Origin of the sequence: Exiguobacterium sp. s11, assembly GCF_018619015.1 — a bacterium.
GTDB lineage: Bacteria > Bacillota > Bacilli > Exiguobacteriales > Exiguobacteriaceae > Exiguobacterium_A > Exiguobacterium_A indicum.
Genome location: NZ_JACSNF010000004.1, coordinates 14,507 through 32,952, shown reverse-complemented (window position 1 = coordinate 32,952; position 18,446 = coordinate 14,507). Strand labels below are relative to the sequence as shown.

The following is an 18,446-nucleotide window of genomic DNA, read 5'->3' as shown; positions in this document are numbered from 1 at the left end:
CAAAATCATGTATCGGATTCGACACCGTCGAGTCCGATTTTTCAGGTTTATGGATGAGAAAAATTCAAAGGAGAACGACTAAATGATTCGACAAGCACATGCTTCTGAAGCACAACAGATTGCCCCCTTGATTGAGCAAGCAATTCATGAGATCGCTGAGACATTGACGGGAACGACAAAGCGGGAGGACGTTTTAGAGAGACTCGCGTACTTTGTCGCTGAAACAGGAAACCGACTGAGCCATGAGAACATCCTCGTGAAAATCATCGAGGGTGAAGTAGCGGGAATCGTCATTGCGTATGCCGGGACGGATGCCGAACAACTCGACGAACCGATCAAAGCACAACTGAAGCGCTGGACGGGTCAAGACGTCCAGATTGACGTCGAGACGGAAGGTCCGGTCTATTACTTGGATACTTTATCGGTTGACGCGCGTCATGGCGGAAAAGGAATTGGTACGGAACTGCTTCAGGCAGCAGCGGAAGAGGGCGAGAAACGAGGACTACAAGCGTTCACCTTAAACGCTGATCAAACAAACGCCGGGGCACAGCGCCTGTATCGTCGTCTCGGCTTCGAACCGATTCGGACGATTGAAATCAGCGGTGGTACCTTTGATTATATGGAACGTCGTTACGATACGCAGCAATGAAAAAAACCATGTCGATTTCCACGGTGTCATTCGGGAATCGACATGGTTTTTCGTATGCATGCAGTTCTGCCATCAAGGCGTTAGTTGATACAGCATCGCTTGCGCGTCTTCTGGTTCGTAGCGGCTATCACTCGTGAAGCGGGCGATTTGTTTGACGTTTGGTCGCACGCCTTGGGCGTGAAGGCGCTCGAGCAATCGACCAGTCACGTAACTCTGATCGGATTTTGGTTCTGCGTTCCATTTACTGACCGAACCGATCGGAACGATTGCGGCATCCGGTCGTTCGGACTGGAATTGGCGAGCTTCCTCATCGGTAAAGACTGTCGCGCCGATTGGAAGAGTCGCTACGTAACGCGCTAGTTCGATCGTCGCCGGAGGACGCGTGGCTTGCTCGTTCAACGCGAGGCTACCGATCGTCAACTGAACGACTAAAAACGGCAGATACATCCGCAACGGAAGCTGACGGATCGACCAGATGAGTAGCAACAGGACAAGCGGTAAGACGTGACGGGGTTTATCGATATTTTGTCCGAGCCAGACCCAGACGAAATAGAGTCCAGCCGTCGCTCCCCAAGCGACATCGATCGTCCAACGTCTGCGTAAGAGTAGGAGCAGTCCAGACACTAGTCCGATCCATGTGCCATAGCCGATTCCATGCCAGAAGAGTTGCTGAAACGTCTGGGCAAATCGTTGAACGATGGAAGCATCATCGGTCTGAGCAGAACCACCCCAATCGGAAAAATGACCGCTGACGAAGCGGATTGATAATTGAAGAAACGAGTAGGGTCCACCGACAGAAAAAGCGACCGGTAGCAACCAAGCCAGCTGCGCCAGAACAAGAAGGGCGCACTCGGATAAGAGTAGCCAGTAATCCTTCCGTACTTGCCACAGCAGGACAAGCAACATGAAACCAAATGGCGCATAGGACAGTCGAGTCGCCATCAGTAAACCAAACAGAAGATACGGAAGCCAGCGACGAATCTGATGCCGTGCGCGTTCGATGCTCCAGCCGTACCAGACGAGTAGTCCGAGGGCAAGCCCATCCGACATCCCGGTCGCAGCGAACGTCACGAGTGAGGCAGTGGAAAGAACGGTAAAGGCAGCGATCAGCCGAGTCGTATCATACGCATGACGGCGAAAGAGCGAGTAAAGTGGCAAGAGCGCACTTGCCAGTCCTAATGTGGAGACGAGTCCGAGCGCTTTGACAGGTATCATTAGTGGCAGAAACAGGTTGGCAAATAAAATGAAAAAGGGATAACCCGGAAAGTGCGGACGTAAATCAGCCAAATCATAATCGGTCACAGCTAACGTGAAGTTCGCAATATCGTAGCTCGCGATGAAGGGACTGACGTAAATAATCCGTAAACCAATCCAGCCACCGATGAATAGCAGCGTGATCCAAAAAAGCGATCGTCCACGCGGACGTGAACGATCGCTTCGGACGGTCAAGAAACCTCCTGTAAGGACTTTGATGACTTCGATGGTTTGTTTTGACGGAGCAACATCCAACCGGCAAAGGCGAAGTAGCCCCACCAAGCGACGACTTGTTCGAGCGATGGGTTATGGCTGTATCCGAACATCGCGGCCATGAACGTTCCGATCTGTCCACTGATCAATGTCGAGTTTCCTGTATCACGCAAGTATTGTACCTGATCGATGTAGTGCTCCGGCATGAAGCCAACGATGTTATATACAGCAGCTGGTGTGCCGTCAGCATTCATCAAAAGACTACCGAGCAAACCAAGATCTTGGAAGCGTCCAATCGTTTGGACGAGCATGCCGGCTGCGATGAATAGAATGAGTACGCCCGTCACTTGGAAGAAGCGTTTGACGGGAATCTTCATAGAGCCGGAAACGAATAAGTATCCGAAGATCAAGGCGAGTAACAAACCGGAAACCGCGCCATAACTCGTTAGTACTTTTTCGATTTCCCCACCTGAGATGGCAGCGAAGAAGAAGACGGTCTCAATTCCTTCTCGAACGATGACGAGGAAGGAGTGGATGATCATCGTGATGGCACTACCCGTCGAGACGGCAGCGGCGACCTTCGCTTGGGAGGCTTTTTGATTCTCTTTCGCTTCCTTTCCCATCCAGAGGACCATGTGTGTCAAGAGCAGGACGGAGACCATCATGATGCCGAGACGGAGATACGTATCGCTTCCGAAGCTCGCAAAACTCGTAAAGACGACTTGGAACAGGAACGCGACACCAAGGCTAGCGAGAAGTGCCAACCCTACACCTGCGTAGACCCACTTTTTATATTGTGGAGCGTTCAATCGATCGAGATAACCTAAGATCAACCCAACGATGAGAACAGCCTCGAGACACTCCCGAAGCGTAATCAAAAACGCTTGAAAATCCATCTGTCTTCCTCCTTATGAGCGGCGTTTCTTCTTCCATTGACCAATGACGACGATGACGATGAGGACGATGACGAGTCCGAGCGCAATCAATTTCCAAATCGCGTCCGTTCCGAACGTTTGACCGAGGAAGGAGTCTTCTTCTGTGAAGACGCCTGTTTTTTCTTCACCCGGCAGGACGAAAAGAGGCGTCAACGTATCTTCGATCATCGTAATGTTCTTCTTGAAGGATTCTTCATCACTCGCTTTTTTCCCGACCCCAAACAGACCAGGATTTCCGAGTGCTTTTAAGGATTCATCAAATGCAGTATACACGTCATCGGATGTTTGTGCATCCTTGCTTTCCTTGACGTAAGGTGCGAGCACATCGTATGTCCCGCGGGCTTTCGCGAGTAAGAGTTTCGCTTGACCGAAGTCCTCGAACTGCTCTTCAGCAAAGTGCAGGCGACGTTCGATATTTTGGCGGAGAGCGACGCGATACGCTTGTTTGGCAACCTCGGCATCTTCTTGTTCGAGAGCCGTGTCGATCTTCGCTTTCGCTTCAGGGAAATACAGTTTGAATTCTTTATCATAGGCGGCAAGCGTCTCTTTCGCAAGCGCGTAATCCTTGGCATCGAGTTGTTCTTCAAATTGTTTATACGCTTCCGCAAAAGCTTCCTTTCCTGGGTCTCCGTAACTATAAGCGGAAACCGTGGAAGTGCTCACGAACAGTGAGAGCAGGAGGAGCGGTAGCAAAAGAAGGCGTTTCATCCGAGATGCTCCTTTCGTTCCATGCGTTCTTCAACGCTAAGCTGTGTGATCGGTCGTCGCCATTCCCGGTAAATTGCGGGGAGGACACGTTGGACGTAATTCAGACGGATAAAAGACTTTCCTGCTTCCCGGACCCGATAACGAATCGGGACTTCGTGCAGGCGGAAGCCTTTTCGGACGAGATTGAGAGTTAAGACTTGGGCATAGTTATAATCGTGAATAATCTCAGCATGGTGACACGCTGCGCGTGAAAAAGCACGCATTCCACTTTGACCATCATGGATTTTACGTTTCAATAAAAGGCATTGCAACCACGTGAAGACATGATTCCCGATATAGCGATAGAGTCGCATCCCGTCGACGGTACCGAGGAAGCGGGAACCGAATACGTAGTCGGCCTGATTGTGTAAGATCGGTCGCACGATATCCGGGATTTGATCGGCCGGATATTCGTTATCCGCATCGATCATGACAGCAACATCCGCGTCAAGTTCGTAGGATTGGCGGAGTCCTTCCCGGACTGCAGCGCCTAGTCCTTGGTTCTGCTCGAACCGATAGACATGTGCGCCGTGTTGACGCGCAATCGTACTCGTCGCATCCACTGAGCCGTCGTCGATGACGAGAGTCTCGACCGGAATGCCATCAATCATGTCCGGAATTCGTTTTAAGACGAGCGGGAGCGACACTTCCTCATTGTGGGCCGGTAAAAAGACGATGATCTTCATTTAGACTTCGCCTCCTTGAACGCTTCTGTCAACAGCACACCACGGCTATCGTGCGGGATGTCTGCCCCTAGGACTTTTGTGATCGTCGGTCCGAGTGACAAGATATGACGGTGCGTATCCACTTTCAGACCGGCATGAACGTTCTTACCATACATCCAGAACGGAACGAACCGTTCGCCTTCATCCAAGTGACCGTGTCCACCGATTCCGTCCGCTTGACCGTGATCCGCCATGACGATGAGTGTCGCATCCTCGAGTTTACCGAGACGATCGAGCTCCTCACAAAATTCAGCGAGTAGCGCATCCGCTTCCTCGATTTTTTCGACGTACTCGGAATAGAGAGTGCCTCGACTGTGTCCCGTTTGATCCGTTCCGATCAACTGAATCGCGAGCAAATCCGGATCCTCTTCATGGACGATTTGTTTGGCACGTTCTACGATATTTCGATCCGCGACATCGTTATGCATGACTGCCGTGACGGTCCGTACGTCGGTTGAACCGAACGCATCGACGAGATGGGCGATACCAAGAATCTTACCGGATTTATCGACGGCACGGAGACGATCGAAGACGGTATCCGTTTTAACGCCAGTCGTGTTCCAAACCATGTTCGAATGAATGCCGTGATCTTCCGGACGAGCACCGGTGAACATCGAACTGAAGCAGACGACGGTCCGGGCAGGGTAGACGGTCTCCATATTCGTATATTCCGTTCCTTCCTGACGCAATCGTTCGAGGAACGGCGTGTTTGCTGCCATGTAGCGATCTTTACGCATCCCGTCGACAATCAGGACATAGACTTTTTCTGAAGTCGGAAGATCGGCATCTACCGTCATTGCCTCGGGCAACTTCGGTTTCCAGTCGAACAGGTAGTGATGCAGAATCCATGCAAAGACAAATAGACCAATTGGGAACCAGATGAACGTCATGTCGAATGTCGACGCGTCACTTGCCGTCCACCAGTACATGAGTAACAGGGTAACCTTAGGCAGTTGCTCCTGCGCGTTACCACTTGTCGAATCACTATTCTTCAGAACGAGTTTCCAAAAACGCGTGAAGTTCGTCCAGCGCGTTCCGATCCGGAGATGATAATAGATCGTTCCCCAGAAAAAAATCGTAAAGAAGAAATAGAGACCTGCGCCATAGGCGAACAAAGGTAAATAATCTGCATTCGTACCCCGAAGGAACAGCCAAACGATGACCGGAATCCAAAGGTAATTTCGTAAAAATAACGGAAAATCATAACGCCAAAGCAAGATGAATAAAGGAAGCGTCACGATGAAACCAAGACCAGCTTCTGCGAGTGGCATCTGCGTCCATAAGGCGTACGTCAAGAAGACGCCGATCATAAAAATGGGTGTGAAGGGTTTTCCTTCATTGAGTAAGTTCCAGGCGCGTGCTGCGACTTTTTCAAAGCGGGAAGCACTTTTCATCGTCTTCCTCCTTTCCAATCAGTGTATTTGAGCTGACGAACCAACAACCGAAGCGTAGCCGGATGCCGAATGAGAACGTACAGCGGAATGAAAAAAGCAAAGGCATATTTAAAGAAGTGCGTCATCAAGGCAACGTCGTACGCATGGGCAACACCGGCTTGCCGTAACACTGTACCCATCGCGAGTTCGTACGTACCGAGTCCACCCGGCGTGAACTGAATCACACCAGACAGGACACCGGCACTCATCGCGATCAATGTCGTCGGGAAGGACACATCGATACCGGCTCCGCGCAAGAGGAGGAAGACGGCGAGTGCCTCGACTGCCCAAGCGAGCGTTCCGAACAGAACGAGCGATGGGAGATGCGGGACATGTCGGCGTAACACGAGCAATAACGCGGTCGCAAGGAGCGCGACGAGCAAGACGATTGGGTGAAACAACCAACCGATCAGAATGAAGGTACACAGAACGATCAAGTCAATACTTCGTTGTAAGACGAAGATCGCGCTCGTCTGTTTCCATGGACTTCCGACGGCTCTCGCCGTCACGAGTCGGATCATCTCTCCCAGTTTGACCGGTGAGAGATGATTGATCGTCAGTCCGAGATACAGGCTCGACAGGTATACAGCAGTCGGTGCACGTTTGGCATCGGCGCGGCGCCAGGCGACCGCGCGTAAATAAAAGGCGATCGCGTCAAGGTCGCAAGGATCGTCCAGGGACTCTTGAATAAAGCTTCAATGTACCGATACGAGACCGGTAACTCCAAGAAAAAACGGAGCAGTAAAAAGATGACAAGCCCGGTAAGCGTCAGATACAGAAACGTTCGAATTAGCGGTTTTGATGCCACGCGATCACCTGCTCCAGTCCAACATCGATCTCGATTGACGGTTGGTAACCGAATGCTTCTTTTGCAGCCGTCGTATCACTCCATGTCATCGTCACGTCCCCACGTCGTGCAGTTTGAGTCTGCACGGGCACATCAAACCGTTGACCGATCCGTTCAGCTAGCGTGCGGACGGAGACCGGCTGATTCGCGCCGAGGTTATACGTCCCTACTGCACGAGCCAGCAACGCCTGTTCCATTCCGCGGGTGATGTCATCGATATACGTGAAGTCACGGATTGGATCACCGAAGACGGTGAGTGCCTCTCCGCGTAATGCCTGTTCGATGAAACGAAACAGCGCCATATCAGGACGACCTGATGGACCATAGACCGTAAAGAAGCGAAACAGCGTCACGTTTACATCATATAAATGAGCATAAGCATGACAAAAGCTTTCGGCACTATACTTGGCTGCCGCATAAGGACTGGCGACGTGTCCCGTTGCCTGACCTTCTTTCAGCGGACCAGTCTGTTCCCCGTAAACGGAAGAAGAAGACGCGAAAAAGACATGCGGCATGCCATGTCTTTTTGCGGCTTCTAACAAGGTCACCGTCATATCGATGTCCTCACGAATATAGTGATGCGGTTCCTCGAGCGAACGCGGAACACCTGGAAGAGCTGCGAGATGAAAGACGGCGTCGAACGATGTCTCCATCCAGGCGTCGAGATCGTGATGAACGTCACCCGTCGTAACGGTAACACCGGCACGTCTTAATGCAGCTGCTCGTTCTTCTTTTAACTGAACATCATAGTAGTCCGTGAAAGCATCAAGTACATGGACGGTATGGTGCTGCTGGAGCCGGAGGGCGAGGGCGGCGCCAATGAAGCCGGCACCTCCTGTGATTCCGATATTCATCTTATCCCTCCGTTTCCATTTCCTTCTTAGTTAAGTGGTTCGAGTGCGTCTGTGATCCGTTCGCCTGTCGTTTCGGCCTTGACGTCGCCTTTTTCGACGAGTGCGAACCATTCGTTTGCGTCTTTTGCGACTTGCGCTGCTTTGTCCTTGCCGAGACGATTCTCAAGCGTCGGTTTCATCGCAACGACAAACATGTTCGCTTCCATTGCTTCTGCACGTGCTGTATCGACGTCTTTCTTCTCGATCGCTTCTTGTGCCTCTTCATGATAACCGTCGACTTTTTCAGTCAACGCTTTTGCGAACAATCCTTCGATTTCTTTGTAAGAAACGTCAGCTGGCTTTGTTTTTGAGAAATCATAGCGCTCTTTCAGTGTTTTGACAGCCTCTTCGTCTCCACCCGCTAATGATTCTTCGATCGCGAGGAGGAAGCCATATCCTTCTGCTTGTTCCATTTGTAATTCTTTTTCGTCCGTGCCGGCTTTGACGCCATCCTCGATTTTTTGTGCATAACCGAGTGCAGCTAAATAGAAGGAACGATAAATCGATTTATCCGTCACTTGTTTCGCAACATTGAAGTCACCGATTTCTTTCGCGTCGATGGCTTCTTGCTGAGCTGCAAGACCTGATGTAATCGCTTGAGCGATGGCGTCTTCGTTTTTGAAGCCGTAGCTCGCGTCCCGTTTTTCAGCTGTCGGAATGAAGACGGTCTTCGCCATCGCTTCAACATCCTTGAGTGCTTCCGTTGCAGCTTCCGGTTTACCAGCTACGAGTGCTTCTTCAGCTTTTGCTTGCGTTGCTTTTTGTAATTTATAGAAATACGATTGTAGACCTTTATCAACGAGTTGACGAGCGATGTTCTCATCGAGATCCTTCGCTTCAACACCTGCTAAAGCAGACTGGATGACTTGTTCGATTTCTGGTGCTGTCGTCTCGACACCACCTTTTAGTTTCGATTCATAACTTGTCTTGACCATCTTCCAATCAATCGCTTGTCCTTCTTTTGCTTTGTCGAGTTCTGTTTTGATTGAGCTGAAGATCGTCAATTCATCTGTCAGTGTCGTTGCAGCGATTCCCGCATCTGCTGATTTTGTTTCTGTCGACTGTTCCGTTTTCTCTTTTTTCGGTGCAGTCGTATCCGTTTCATTCGAACCGCAGGCAGCCAAGATACCGGCTACCATGAAGATAGAAGCTACTTTTAAACGTTTTTTCATAATCGTGATTCCCCCAGAAGAATTAATAAGACGTTTTCCGTCATGTACTCGTTTTCACAAATCTAACTATAGCGAGAATAATTCTCATTGTCAATTGAACTTTAAAGAAAAAAACGGCTTTGGAGCAGGGCTCCAAAGCCGTTTTAAAATGAGAAATTAGAACTGTTCGTACAGTTTTGTCAAATACGTGTAGACTTCGTCTGATGCTTGGAACATCATGACAGAATGTCCGAAGATGGCAGCTGGGTTAAAGCCGTGATCAAGATCAATCGTTGATGCGATCGTGACATCACGGTCGCTGTCGAGAACGACGCGGAAGTATTTGAACTCTTGGTTGAAGTCATTGATGGCGTTAAGAATCGGGAGATCCTCGACACCGTCTGGTACGTGCGTCACCGTACGAGCGAACAATTCGACATCTGTCGTCGTCTTACTGAAGACGATCATCATCATCGGTTCTGCTCCAGCAGGTGTTTTTTCTTGTGTCATGAAGAAGACGTGTGTCTCATTCTCACGTGCTTCCATTGGAATCCCTTTTTCAACGAGGAAAGCTTGAAAAGCTTCCAAGTGTTGTTGCTGTTGCGGCGCGATTCCTTGCTCGTTTGTTTCGGGTTGACGATCTTGGTGAATCGGTGTCACTTTATTGTTCTCGTTTGATTCGTTCGAGTTACGTTCCTGGTCCATTGCAAAATCCCCCTTTATATACTATAAATTCAGTTTCAAGCATTTCAGAAGGAATTGCAACTAATGTCCGTTAAGATAGGAAGAAAATACAAAAGAGTAGAGATATGTCATGTTTGTGAATCTGAGAGCAACTGACTTGAAAATACATACCTGACAGGGTATATTAAGTGGCAGATAGAAAATCGAGGAGGAATCATCAGATGAAAACGATCATCGTAGGCGGCGTCGCTGGTGGCGCTACGGCTGCAGCACGACTGCGTCGGATTGACGAAACGGCAGAAATCATTTTGCTTGAACGAGGAAAAGAGATTTCGTTCGCGAACTGTGGACTGCCTTACTATATCGGAGATGTCATCAAAGATCGCAATAAATTACTCGTCCAAACGCCAGAAGGCATGCATGCACGGTTTAATTTAGATGTCCGCAATTTGTCGGAAGCGATTCGGATCAACCGTGAAGCGAAGACAGTCACGATCCGCAACGTCGAAACGGGTGAAGAATACGATGAATCGTACGATCATCTGATTCTTTCTCCAGGTGCAAAACCGATCCGTCCGAACATTCCAGGACTCGATGACGCAACGAACGTCTTTACGTTACGGAACATCCCAGATACGGACCGGATGCGGGAATACGTTGATACAAATCGTCCTGATAAAGCACTTGTCATCGGCGGTGGATTCATCGGTCTTGAAATGGCAGAAAATCTCGCAGAACGTGGGGCGCACGTAACCCTCGTTGAGATGGCGGATCAAGTCATGGCTCCGATTGACCCGGAAATGGCAGCGATCGTTCATGAACATCTTCGTGCGAAAGGTGTCGAGTTGATTCTAGAAGATGGCGTTGCTCGTTTTGAAGAGGCAGGTCGCCGTGTCGTCCTGACAAGCGGACGCGTGATCGAAACAGAGATGAATATTCTATCGATTGGTGTTGCACCGGAGAACACGCTCGCTGCAGATGCAGGTTTAACACTTGGAATCAAACAGACGATTCAAGTCGACGACCAACTGCGGACATCCGATCCATCAATCTTTGCGATCGGTGACGCGATTGAAGTCAAAGATTATATCACGAAGGAAGCGATACATGTTCCGCTCGCATGGCCGGCAAACCGTCAAGGACGCCTCGTTGCGGACATCATCGCCGGACGCGACGTTCGATACAGCGGCACGCTCGGAACAGCGGTAGCAAAAGTCTTTGATTTGACGGTCGCTTCGACCGGTAACAATGAAAAACGGTTGCGTCAGCTCGGTCTACGTTACGAAGCCGTGCATCTCCACCCGGGATCGCATGCGGGGTACTACCCAGGGGCGAGTCCGATTTCGATGAAGTTACTATTTGATCCAATCGAAGGAACGATCTACGGAGCGCAGGCAATCGGCATGACAGGTGTCGAGAAACGGATCGATGTTCTCGCGACAGCGATCAAAGGTGGATTGACAGTGCTTGATCTACCAGATCTTGAACTATCATATGCACCGCCGTATAGTTCAGCGAAAGATCCGGTCAACATGGCAGGGTATATCGCGTCGAACATCGTGCTTGGTGACAGTGCGAACGTTCATTGGCACGAAATTGACGCGATCGTCGCCAATGGCGGCTTGTTACTCGATGTCCGTGAACCATCGGAAAACGAGTTAGGCGCGATTCCGGGATCGGTCAATATCTCGTTACCGACGTTACGTGAGAAGTTGACTGATCTGCCGAAGGATCAAACGATCTATGTGACATGCCAAGTCGGATTACGTGGATATGTTGCGAGCCAACTATTGCAACAACACGGTTATGATGTGAAAAACTTAAGCGGCGGCTACAAAACATGGTCGGTCCTGCATCGTGATCAAGAAGCGCGAAGCCAAGCGAAGGAGGAGACAGCTGTGACGGTAACGAAGCGTGAGCCGAAAACGAAGACTACACCGGAACAAGTGACGCTGCTCGATACGTGCGGCTTACAGTGCCCAGGTCCAATCTTAGAGCTGAAAACAAAAATCGATCAGATGACGGACGGCGAGCAAATTTTCGTCAAGGCGTCAGACCCAGGATTCTTGCCAGACGTTCAAGCATGGGCGAAAAAACTAGGTCACACGGTCCATTCAGCTGAAATGAATCAGGGAGTCGTCGAGGTCTTGCTTGAAAAAGGGCAAGGGGAGACACCTGCTGCAGCACCGGTTCAAGTCAATCCGGCAGATGATGCGACGATGGTCGTCTTCAGTGGTGATCTTGATAAAGCACTTGCCTCTTTCGTCATTGCGCAAGGTGCACAAGCGATGGGGAAACAAGTGACGATGTTCTTTACGTTCTGGGGCTTGAACATCATTCGAAAACCAGACGCACCGGCAGTTGAGAAAGCCGGTATTGAACGGATGATGGGCATGATGATGCCGAAACATGCCGGGGAGTTGCCGCTCTCGAACATGAACATGGCAGGCGCCGGTCAAAAAATGATGAAAAAAGTCATGAAGGATAAACAAGTCGATGCACTCGAGACGATGATGGCAAAAGCGCAAGCAGCGGGTGTCCGTATGATCGCCTGCACGATGTCGATGGATATCATGGGCATCAAGAAAGAGGAATTACTGGATGATATCGATTATGGTGGTGTCGCGAGTTATCTTGGTGCAACGGACGGTGCCAATCTGAATCTGTTCATCTAATCTAAAAACTGTTTATGTGAACGTGTCAAACCTGACATCTGATGTGAGGTTTGACACTTTTTTTGCGTCCTAAGGTATAAATGAGTTTGATTTTTCAAAAAAAATTGCGTATGATAAATCACATGTGAAAAAAACTTACATACAAATAGAGAGAAAAGATGGATGGAAGTGAGGAGATTTGATGGAAAAAGAAGTGATGAAACTAGTAAATCGAGCAAATGATTACTTATGGACGAATGTATTGATTATTTTACTCGTTGGATTAGGCATTTATTTTACATTCCGGATGCGGTTCGTTCAATTTCGGATGATCCCGGAGATGATTCGCTTATTGTTCCAAGGAACGGATAAAGGGAAAGATGGCGTATCGCCATTCCAAGCATTTGCGATCAGTACGGCAGCACGTGTCGGTACCGGAAACATCGCGGGTGTGGCGGCTGCAATCGCACTCGGCGGTCCGGGTGCAGTCTTCTGGATGTGGTTAATTGCCTTGATTGGATCGGCGTCAGCATTCGTCGAAAGTACGCTTGCTCAGATTTACAAGGTACGTGACGGAAAAGAATGGCGTGGTGGTCCAGCCTATTACATGGAAAAAGCGCTTGGACAACGTTGGTTAGGAATTGTCTTTAGTGTTCTGATCACGATCTCATTTGGTTTTGTCTTTAACTCTGTCCAATCGAATACGATCTCGCTTTCTCTACAAAGTCAATATGGCGTGGATAAGATATGGATTACGGTCGGATTAGTCGTCTTGACGGCACTGATCATTTTTGGTGGTGTCCGCAGTATTGCGACAGTCGCTTCATTCATGGTTCCGATCATGGCAGGTGGTTATATCTTAATCGCCCTCTATATCATGGTGACGAATCTTGAAGTATTACCAAGTGTCTTTAAATTGATTTTCCAAGAAGGATTATTCGAGTTTAAGACATTAGCAGGGGGAGCAATCGGGGCGGCCGTTCTGAATGGTATTCGTCGCGGTTTGTTCTCGAACGAAGCCGGTATGGGTTCGGCACCTAACGCAGCAGCAACAGCGGAAGTCTCTCACCCGGTCAAACAAGGCTTGATTCAATCATTCGCGGTCTTCGTAGATACATTGATGGTCTGCTCGGCGACAGCGATGATCGTTCTCGTCAGTGGAGTTCCGACAAAAGATGCGAATGGAGATGCCTTAGCTGGTATTGATTTAGCACAGGGCGCACTTGCATCACAAGTTGGATCATTTGCGACAGGATTCATGGCACTCGCCATCTTCCTATTTGCGTTTAGTTCCGTCGTCGGAAACTACTACTACGGTGAATCGAACATCAACTTCATCCGTGAAAATAAACAAGTCATGATGGCATACCGCGTACTCGTCCTCGTCATGATCGTCTTCGGTTCACTTGTCGAGTCGGCTAGTCTCGTGTGGGCGTTAGCGGACATCTTCATGGGATTAATGGCGATTGTCAATCTGTATGCGATTTTCCGTCTTGCAAAGATAGCGAAGCTGGCTCTCGATGATTACATGACACAACGAAAAGCAGGGAAAGAGCCACGGTTTTATGCGGACTCGATTCCGAACTTGCCAGGGAAAGATACGCTTGAAGCATGGCAAGAATCAGAAAAAGACGAAAAAGCGATCTAAGGAAAGGGAGTCAGAGAAATCTGGCTCTTTTTTTGTATAGAACGAATTTAAAAAGGGAATACAGAGTACAGAAGGGAGGGGGAGAATGGAAAACGTACATTTCGTCCGCGTCACGGATGCGGTCTGGGAGTCGTTCGGAAACGATCCCCACATCATCATGGACTGGATATTATTCATTCATGAGACGCAACCCGATCATGAACAATTATTCGCTCTCGAACAGACGAATGCCATCTATCATTTGATGAATCAAATCGATATCTATATTGATCAAGACACGCATTACAACCTGGGACGAGCGATCGTTGGCGAAGAGTTGATCGTTAATGAGGAGAAAGCGGCGATTGTAGGCATTCTTCCCTTGCCACTCCTCATCATCTCGGCTGAGGTGATGCGGAATTTCGATCAACGGGCACTCGCTTCGATTCATGATGAAGCCGGAACACCGGGCGAATTCGAGGATGTCTGGGAACAGTTCGCCGATTTACGCGCCTATTTTCAAAAGGCAGAAGAAGCGGAAGATACGATTTTAATTTATTATGTCTGATCAGCTAAAATCATAAAAAAGAGACCCGCTTCCAAGTCGTAGACTGGAAACGGGTCTCTCGTCGTTCAGATGAATCAAGACAACTTCATATGGAAGACGTTCTCTTTTACGTGAATCGTCAGATTAAAAATCGATTTCGTCCGGATCCGGTCCGAGGCGGACATCCGTTGCGATACGGTCAATTTTCTCAAGATCATCGGCATCGAGTTGGAAATCAAAGACGTCGAAGTTTTCCGCAATGCGTTCTGGTGTAACGGATTTTGGAAGAGCGACGATGCCGTTGTCGAGATGCCAACGTAAGACGACTTGTGAAGGTGTCTTGCCGTGCTTCTCTGCGATTTCCTTGAAATCGTTAATTTCGAGGAATTTCCCTTGCATGAGTGGGCTCCATGCTTCGACTTGGATGTTGTGATCTTGCAAGTATTCATGCAGTTCATGTTGTGGTAATTGTGGATGCAACTCGACTTGGTTGATCATTGGTGCCATCAAGCCCTCTTCTGCCAATGTATCGAGGTGATGTTCTTTGAAGTTCGAGACACCGATCGCTTTGATCTTGCCTGCTTCATACAGTTCAACCATTGCTTTCCACGCTTCGATATAGCCTTCGACCGGCCAGTGGATGAGATAAAGGTCAAGATAATCTGTTTCGAGACGTTCGAGCGATTCTGCGAATGCTTCCTTCGTCCGACCGGCACGAATATCATCGTTCCAGACTTTTGACGTTAAGAAGAGATCCTCACGTTTCACGCCGCTTTCCTTGATTCCTTTTGCGACACCGCGCTCGTTTTTGTAGACAGCAGCCGTATCGATATGACGATAACCGACACGTAATGCTTCAGCGACAGCAGCAGGTGCTTCTGTCTCTTCATCTACTTGCCAGACACCGAATCCGATTTGGGGAATCGTAATACCGTTTGAAAGTTTTGCGTATTGCATGTGTTACTCCTCCTCATAAAACGTAGTTTAGATTTGCTCGTTTAGTTTAGCATGAACGAACGAAGACGTCCGTTTCCATGCTCATGGAGGAATGAAATAAGGTAAAATAGAAAAGAATCATGAGATTTAATCGTGTGTTAAAAGAGGGGGAGAAAAGATGGCTCAAAAGAATAAAAAGCTATCCAAATGTACTTGGCTTAGCATTGGCGCCTTGTTAGTAACGCAGGCAGTGGGTCTGTTTCTTAGTGCGCGAAAGTCAGGACGTAATCCATGGGTTTGGGGAGGTGCTGGACTCGTTCAATTCCCGCTTCCGGCAATCGCTTACTTAATCTTAGAACGACAAGCGAAGCAGAAAAAATAATAAAACAGGTTCAATCGTCGACGCGATTGGACCTGTTTTATGGTTACGAAGAAATTCTTTCTTGCTTCGTCGCTGTCTTCTTCATACGTGGCAATCCAAAGAAGATGGCAATCGATCCACAGACGAAGAGCAGGAACGGATAGAACAGATACGGAATCAGTTCCGGTGAAGCCGTTTTCGTCAATTCTGCTGCAATCAAGAGTTGCGCGCCATACGGAATGATGCCTTGGATACCACAAGAGAAGATATCGAGAATACTCGCTGATTTCTTACGATCAATCTCGTACGTATCAGCGATTTCAGCCGCCAGTGGTCCAGCGACGAGAATCGAGATCGTATTGTTCGCCGTTGCGAGATTCGTCGCACTGACGAGTGCTGCCATACTGAATTCGGCACCGCGACGCTGAGAAATCTTGCGCGTCAACGTCTCTTTCAAGTAGACGATTCCACCGTTGAACGTGATCAAGCTGACGAGACCACCCATGAGGAGTGTCAAGATGGAAATCTCCGCCATGCCCATCATTCCTTTTGACATCGAGAGGACGAAACCGCTTAAGCCGAAGCTACCGTCAATCATACCGATGATACCAGTGAGCAATGTACCACCGACGAGGACAAGGATGACGTTGACACCAAATAGCGCAAGGACGATGACAGCGAGATATGGAATCAGCTTGTAGAACTCGAATGCTTTGGCCGTTACCGCATCGCCAGAGCCAGAAACGAACGCAAGTAAGATGATCGTCAAGATAGCAGCTGGGAGAACGATCATGAAGTTCGTCCGGAACTTATCGCGCATGTTCGTTTTTTGGGTACGGACGGCAGCGATCGTTGTATCCGAGATGAACGACAGGTTATCGCCGAACATCGAACCACCAACGACTGACGCTGCTGCGATCGCAACGTTGATGCCTGTCGCTTCATGAATACCGAAGGCGATCGGCGCGAGTGCAGCAATCGTTCCAGTCGATGTTCCCATTGCCATCGAGATGAAGGCAGCGATGATAAACAGACCACTCATCAGTAATGACGGAGGTAGGAACGTCAAAGCAGCATTGACGGTTGCATCGATGGCACCGATTGCTTCTGCCGTTCCAGAAAACGTACCGGCTAATAAGAAGATGAAGACCATGATCATGATATCGGGATTTCCGGCACCCGTTGCGATTCGTTCGACCGTTTGATTGATGGATCCTTTCGTTGTGATTGCAGCAAAGATCAAAGCGATCAATGCGGCGATAAGGATCGGAAATTCGTAAAAGTCGTCATAGAAGATTCCGGCTCCGATGAAGAGGACCAGGAATACGACGAGGGGAAGCAGTGCCCATTTGTTAGGCGTGATCGTTTCATTCATTGTTGACACCTCGTTTCTCAAAGATACAAAAAAGACCCCTTCGCAAGAAAGAAGGAGGTCTTTATGAAATAAAGACGCTCTTCTTATCTCTCAAGCTTTCGCTTGCTGGATTTGGCACAGTACGAATCAAATCGTCCGCTGCCGAAACATCATTGGGCCAGTCCCTCCGTTTCTCGCGATAAAAAGAAGTCATTCAATTGTTGTAAAACACGTTTCTTACCGTACCGCATTGAGTAACGCGTGTCAACTGTACTTTACTGAAGTGCTTGTTTTAACGTCTGGACGTTTTCTTCCATCAATTTAAAATAAGAGCTGTTTTGCTGTGCTTTCGTGACGGACTCTAGATTATGAATCGTCACGGATTCAGCTCCGATTTCTTTTTGGATGACACGTGCGACCTTCGGTGAGACCGTCTCTTCGAACGCGACGTATTTCAAATCATGCATCCGTGCTTCTTTCACTAAAGCAGCCAGTTGCTTTTGTGACGGTTCATCGGAAGGAGAAATTCCCGCGATCGGCAGTTGCGTGAAACCATATCGTTCTGCGAGGTAACCGTAAGCGGCATGCGTAACGAGAAGTTCTTTTTTCGATCCATCAGCGACGGCTTGTTTGAATTCTTTATCTAGTGCGTCAGCTTGCTGATCGAACGCTTTTAAGTTTTTCTCGAATGTCGCTTTGTCTTTTGGTACTTCTTTTGATAGAGCGACTGTGATGGAACGTGCCATTGCTTTTGCATTGGTAGGATCGAGCCAGACGTGTGGATCGTATTTTCCGTGGTCATGGCCTTCTTCTTCATGCGCAGGTTCATCCGTTGCGTGATCATCGTGCCCTTCTTCTTCGTGGGCATGTTCGTCTTCACTATGCCCCTCTTCTTCATGTGCATGGAGTGTAGCATCAGATTCCAGTAAGTTGACGTCCTTACTCGTCTCGACGAAGCGGACGTCCGTGCCGTTTAGACTCTCCTGAATTTTTTTCGAATATGGCTCGAGCGTCGTGCCCGTTAAGAGGAACAAGTCACCCTTAGCAATTTCAGTGAGTTGTTTTGACGTCGGCTCGTAAGAGTGAGGATCTGCTCCAGGTGGGACGATCATCTTGACGTCGACTTGATCACCACCGATTTCGCGGGCAATAGCAGCTGTTGCGAACGTTGATGCATAGACTTCTGTCTGGGTTTTATCTGAAGTCGATGAATCGGTATTCGAACCGCAAGCGGCGAGGACACTTGCACTCGCGAAGGCGATTGTTAAAGCAGGAATAATTTTTTTCATTATATGATACCTCCATTATTAAAACGTAACAATTCCGATTTGGACTTTCTCACTATAGCGGAACGCTGGTGAAGCGTCAAGTAGGAATACCGAGACGTTCGACATCTTTTAAAACGGGGTAGAAGGATAATAAAGTGAAGAAACTAG

At 48.8% G+C, this 18,446-nt stretch carries 18 protein-coding genes and 1 riboswitch; of the genes, 5 read left to right on the top strand and 13 right to left on the bottom strand.

What is annotated here, in order from left to right; translation table 11 throughout:
* The first annotated feature begins 82 nt into the window (after nt 1-82).
* Nucleotides 83-649: a GNAT family N-acetyltransferase gene (locus KNQ12_RS12735; protein WP_214748670.1), complete on the top strand. Its 567-nt coding sequence runs from the start codon at nt 83-85 to the stop codon at nt 647-649.
* Between the two features lie 72 nt (nt 650-721).
* Here the strand turns inward: KNQ12_RS12735 and KNQ12_RS12730 are convergent, their stop codons facing one another.
* The 10 genes from KNQ12_RS12730 to KNQ12_RS12690 form a co-directional block, all read right to left on the bottom strand.
* Complete coding sequence (locus KNQ12_RS12730; protein ID WP_251137750.1) at nt 722-2,158, bottom strand: DUF2079 domain-containing protein; 1,437 nt, start codon at nt 2,156-2,158, stop codon at nt 722-724.
* Nucleotides 2,095-3,012 carry an FTR1 family iron permease gene (locus tag KNQ12_RS12725; RefSeq protein WP_023469651.1) on the bottom strand — a complete coding sequence of 306 codons (918 nt, stop codon included), beginning with the start codon at nt 3,010-3,012 and terminating at the stop codon, nt 2,095-2,097. Before KNQ12_RS12725 ends, KNQ12_RS12730 begins: the two co-directional genes overlap by 64 nt.
* 12 nt (nt 3,013-3,024) lie before the next feature.
* Nucleotides 3,025-3,759: a hypothetical protein gene (locus KNQ12_RS12720; protein ID WP_241492595.1), complete on the bottom strand. Its 735-nt coding sequence runs from the start codon at nt 3,757-3,759 to the stop codon at nt 3,025-3,027.
* Nucleotides 3,756-4,484 carry a glycosyltransferase family 2 protein gene (locus KNQ12_RS12715; protein ID WP_214748663.1) on the bottom strand — a complete coding sequence of 243 codons (729 nt, stop codon included), beginning with the start codon at nt 4,482-4,484 and terminating at the stop codon, nt 3,756-3,758. Before KNQ12_RS12715 ends, KNQ12_RS12720 begins: the two co-directional genes overlap by 4 nt.
* On the bottom strand, nt 4,481-5,917 hold the full coding sequence (locus tag KNQ12_RS12710; protein WP_214748660.1) for an alkaline phosphatase family protein: 1,437 nt from the start codon (nt 5,915-5,917) through the stop codon (nt 4,481-4,483). Before KNQ12_RS12710 ends, KNQ12_RS12715 begins: the two co-directional genes overlap by 4 nt.
* Entirely contained in the window at nt 5,914-6,477 is a 564-nt protein-coding gene (locus KNQ12_RS12705) for a lysylphosphatidylglycerol synthase domain-containing protein (protein WP_251055842.1), read from the bottom strand. Before KNQ12_RS12705 ends, KNQ12_RS12710 begins: the two co-directional genes overlap by 4 nt.
* Nucleotides 6,478-6,512: 35 nt before the next feature.
* The gene (locus tag KNQ12_RS17065; protein WP_251055841.1) at nt 6,513-6,764 is read right to left on the bottom strand and encodes a hypothetical protein; all 252 of its coding nucleotides are present in this window, start codon (nt 6,762-6,764) and stop codon (nt 6,513-6,515) included.
* On the bottom strand, nt 6,746-7,657 hold the full coding sequence (locus KNQ12_RS12700; RefSeq protein ID WP_214748657.1) for an NAD-dependent epimerase/dehydratase family protein: 912 nt from the start codon (nt 7,655-7,657) through the stop codon (nt 6,746-6,748). The genes KNQ12_RS17065 and KNQ12_RS12700 overlap by 19 nt, the downstream gene beginning before the upstream one ends.
* Nucleotides 7,658-7,683: 26 nt before the next feature.
* The gene (locus KNQ12_RS12695; protein ID WP_050678469.1) at nt 7,684-8,868 is read right to left on the bottom strand and encodes a hypothetical protein; all 1,185 of its coding nucleotides are present in this window, start codon (nt 8,866-8,868) and stop codon (nt 7,684-7,686) included.
* 156 nt (nt 8,869-9,024) lie between these two features.
* Nucleotides 9,025-9,552 carry a type III secretion system chaperone family protein gene (locus tag KNQ12_RS12690; RefSeq protein WP_023469644.1) on the bottom strand — a complete coding sequence of 176 codons (528 nt, stop codon included), beginning with the start codon at nt 9,550-9,552 and terminating at the stop codon, nt 9,025-9,027.
* Nucleotides 9,553-9,752: 200 nt separating this feature from the next.
* Here KNQ12_RS12690 and KNQ12_RS12685 point away from each other — a divergent pair, with 200 nt between their 5' ends.
* From KNQ12_RS12685 to KNQ12_RS12675, 3 genes are all read left to right on the top strand, one after another.
* The gene (locus KNQ12_RS12685) at nt 9,753-12,206 is read left to right on the top strand and encodes a CoA-disulfide reductase (RefSeq protein WP_214748654.1); all 2,454 of its coding nucleotides are present in this window, start codon (nt 9,753-9,755) and stop codon (nt 12,204-12,206) included.
* Nucleotides 12,207-12,387: 181 nt separating this feature from the next.
* The gene (locus KNQ12_RS12680; protein WP_214748651.1) at nt 12,388-13,833 is read left to right on the top strand and encodes an alanine/glycine:cation symporter family protein; all 1,446 of its coding nucleotides are present in this window, start codon (nt 12,388-12,390) and stop codon (nt 13,831-13,833) included.
* Between the two features lie 85 nt (nt 13,834-13,918).
* Nucleotides 13,919-14,380 (top strand): hypothetical protein, encoded by a 462-nt coding sequence (locus KNQ12_RS12675; protein ID WP_023469641.1) that lies wholly within the window; start codon nt 13,919-13,921, stop codon nt 14,378-14,380.
* 123 nt (nt 14,381-14,503) lie between these two features.
* On the opposite strand, the gene KNQ12_RS12670 is transcribed toward KNQ12_RS12675, so the two are convergent.
* On the bottom strand, nt 14,504-15,316 hold the full coding sequence (locus KNQ12_RS12670; protein WP_047390745.1) for an aldo/keto reductase: 813 nt from the start codon (nt 15,314-15,316) through the stop codon (nt 14,504-14,506).
* A gap of 157 nt (nt 15,317-15,473) precedes the next feature.
* Between KNQ12_RS12670 and KNQ12_RS12665 the strand changes: the two genes are divergently transcribed.
* Nucleotides 15,474-15,677 (top strand): hypothetical protein, encoded by a 204-nt coding sequence (locus KNQ12_RS12665; protein WP_023469639.1) that lies wholly within the window; start codon nt 15,474-15,476, stop codon nt 15,675-15,677.
* Nucleotides 15,678-15,720: 43 nt separating this feature from the next.
* Here KNQ12_RS12665 and KNQ12_RS12660 read toward each other — a convergent pair whose 3' ends face one another.
* Entirely contained in the window at nt 15,721-17,031 is a 1,311-nt protein-coding gene (locus KNQ12_RS12660; RefSeq protein ID WP_214748648.1) for a Na+/H+ antiporter NhaC family protein, read from the bottom strand.
* A gap of 80 nt (nt 17,032-17,111) precedes the next feature.
* A riboswitch (SAM riboswitch) is annotated at nt 17,112-17,216 on the bottom strand.
* 69 nt (nt 17,217-17,285) lie between these two features.
* Nucleotides 17,286-18,299, bottom strand: a complete 1,014-nt coding sequence (locus tag KNQ12_RS12655) for a metal ABC transporter solute-binding protein, Zn/Mn family (protein WP_214748644.1) — start codon at nt 18,297-18,299, stop codon at nt 17,286-17,288.
* Between the last annotated feature and the right edge of the window lie 147 nt (nt 18,300-18,446).

Bases quoted from the DNA above. Each gene is read 5' to 3' on its own strand.
- KNQ12_RS12715 (WP_214748663.1), bottom strand. From the start codon at position 4,484: ATGAAGATCATCGTCTTTTTACCGGCCCACAATGAGGAAGTGTCGCTC.
- KNQ12_RS12720 (WP_241492595.1), bottom strand. From the start codon at position 3,759: ATGAAACGCCTTCTTTTGCTACCGCTCCTCCTGCTCTCACTGTTCGTG.
- KNQ12_RS12695 (WP_050678469.1), bottom strand. From the start codon at position 8,868: ATGAAAAAACGTTTAAAAGTAGCTTCTATCTTCATGGTAGCCGGTATC.
- KNQ12_RS12660 (WP_214748648.1), bottom strand. From the start codon at position 17,031: ATGAATGAAACGATCACGCCTAACAAATGGGCACTGCTTCCCCTCGTC.
- KNQ12_RS12665 (WP_023469639.1), top strand. From the start codon at position 15,474: ATGGCTCAAAAGAATAAAAAGCTATCCAAATGTACTTGGCTTAGCATT.
- KNQ12_RS12735 (WP_214748670.1), top strand. From the start codon at position 83: ATGATTCGACAAGCACATGCTTCTGAAGCACAACAGATTGCCCCCTTG.
- KNQ12_RS12670 (WP_047390745.1), bottom strand. From the start codon at position 15,316: ATGCAATACGCAAAACTTTCAAACGGTATTACGATTCCCCAAATCGGA.
- KNQ12_RS12710 (WP_214748660.1), bottom strand. From the start codon at position 5,917: ATGAAAAGTGCTTCCCGCTTTGAAAAAGTCGCAGCACGCGCCTGGAAC.
- KNQ12_RS12675 (WP_023469641.1), top strand. From the start codon at position 13,919: ATGGAAAACGTACATTTCGTCCGCGTCACGGATGCGGTCTGGGAGTCG.
- KNQ12_RS12700 (WP_214748657.1), bottom strand. From the start codon at position 7,657: ATGAATATCGGAATCACAGGAGGTGCCGGCTTCATTGGCGCCGCCCTC.
- KNQ12_RS12690 (WP_023469644.1), bottom strand. From the start codon at position 9,552: ATGGACCAGGAACGTAACTCGAACGAATCAAACGAGAACAATAAAGTG.
- KNQ12_RS12685 (WP_214748654.1), top strand. From the start codon at position 9,753: ATGAAAACGATCATCGTAGGCGGCGTCGCTGGTGGCGCTACGGCTGCA.
- KNQ12_RS12680 (WP_214748651.1), top strand. From the start codon at position 12,388: ATGGAAAAAGAAGTGATGAAACTAGTAAATCGAGCAAATGATTACTTA.
- KNQ12_RS12725 (WP_023469651.1), bottom strand. From the start codon at position 3,012: ATGGATTTTCAAGCGTTTTTGATTACGCTTCGGGAGTGTCTCGAGGCT.
- KNQ12_RS12655 (WP_214748644.1), bottom strand. From the start codon at position 18,299: ATGAAAAAAATTATTCCTGCTTTAACAATCGCCTTCGCGAGTGCAAGT.
- KNQ12_RS12705 (WP_251055842.1), bottom strand. From the start codon at position 6,477: ATGATCCGACTCGTGACGGCGAGAGCCGTCGGAAGTCCATGGAAACAG.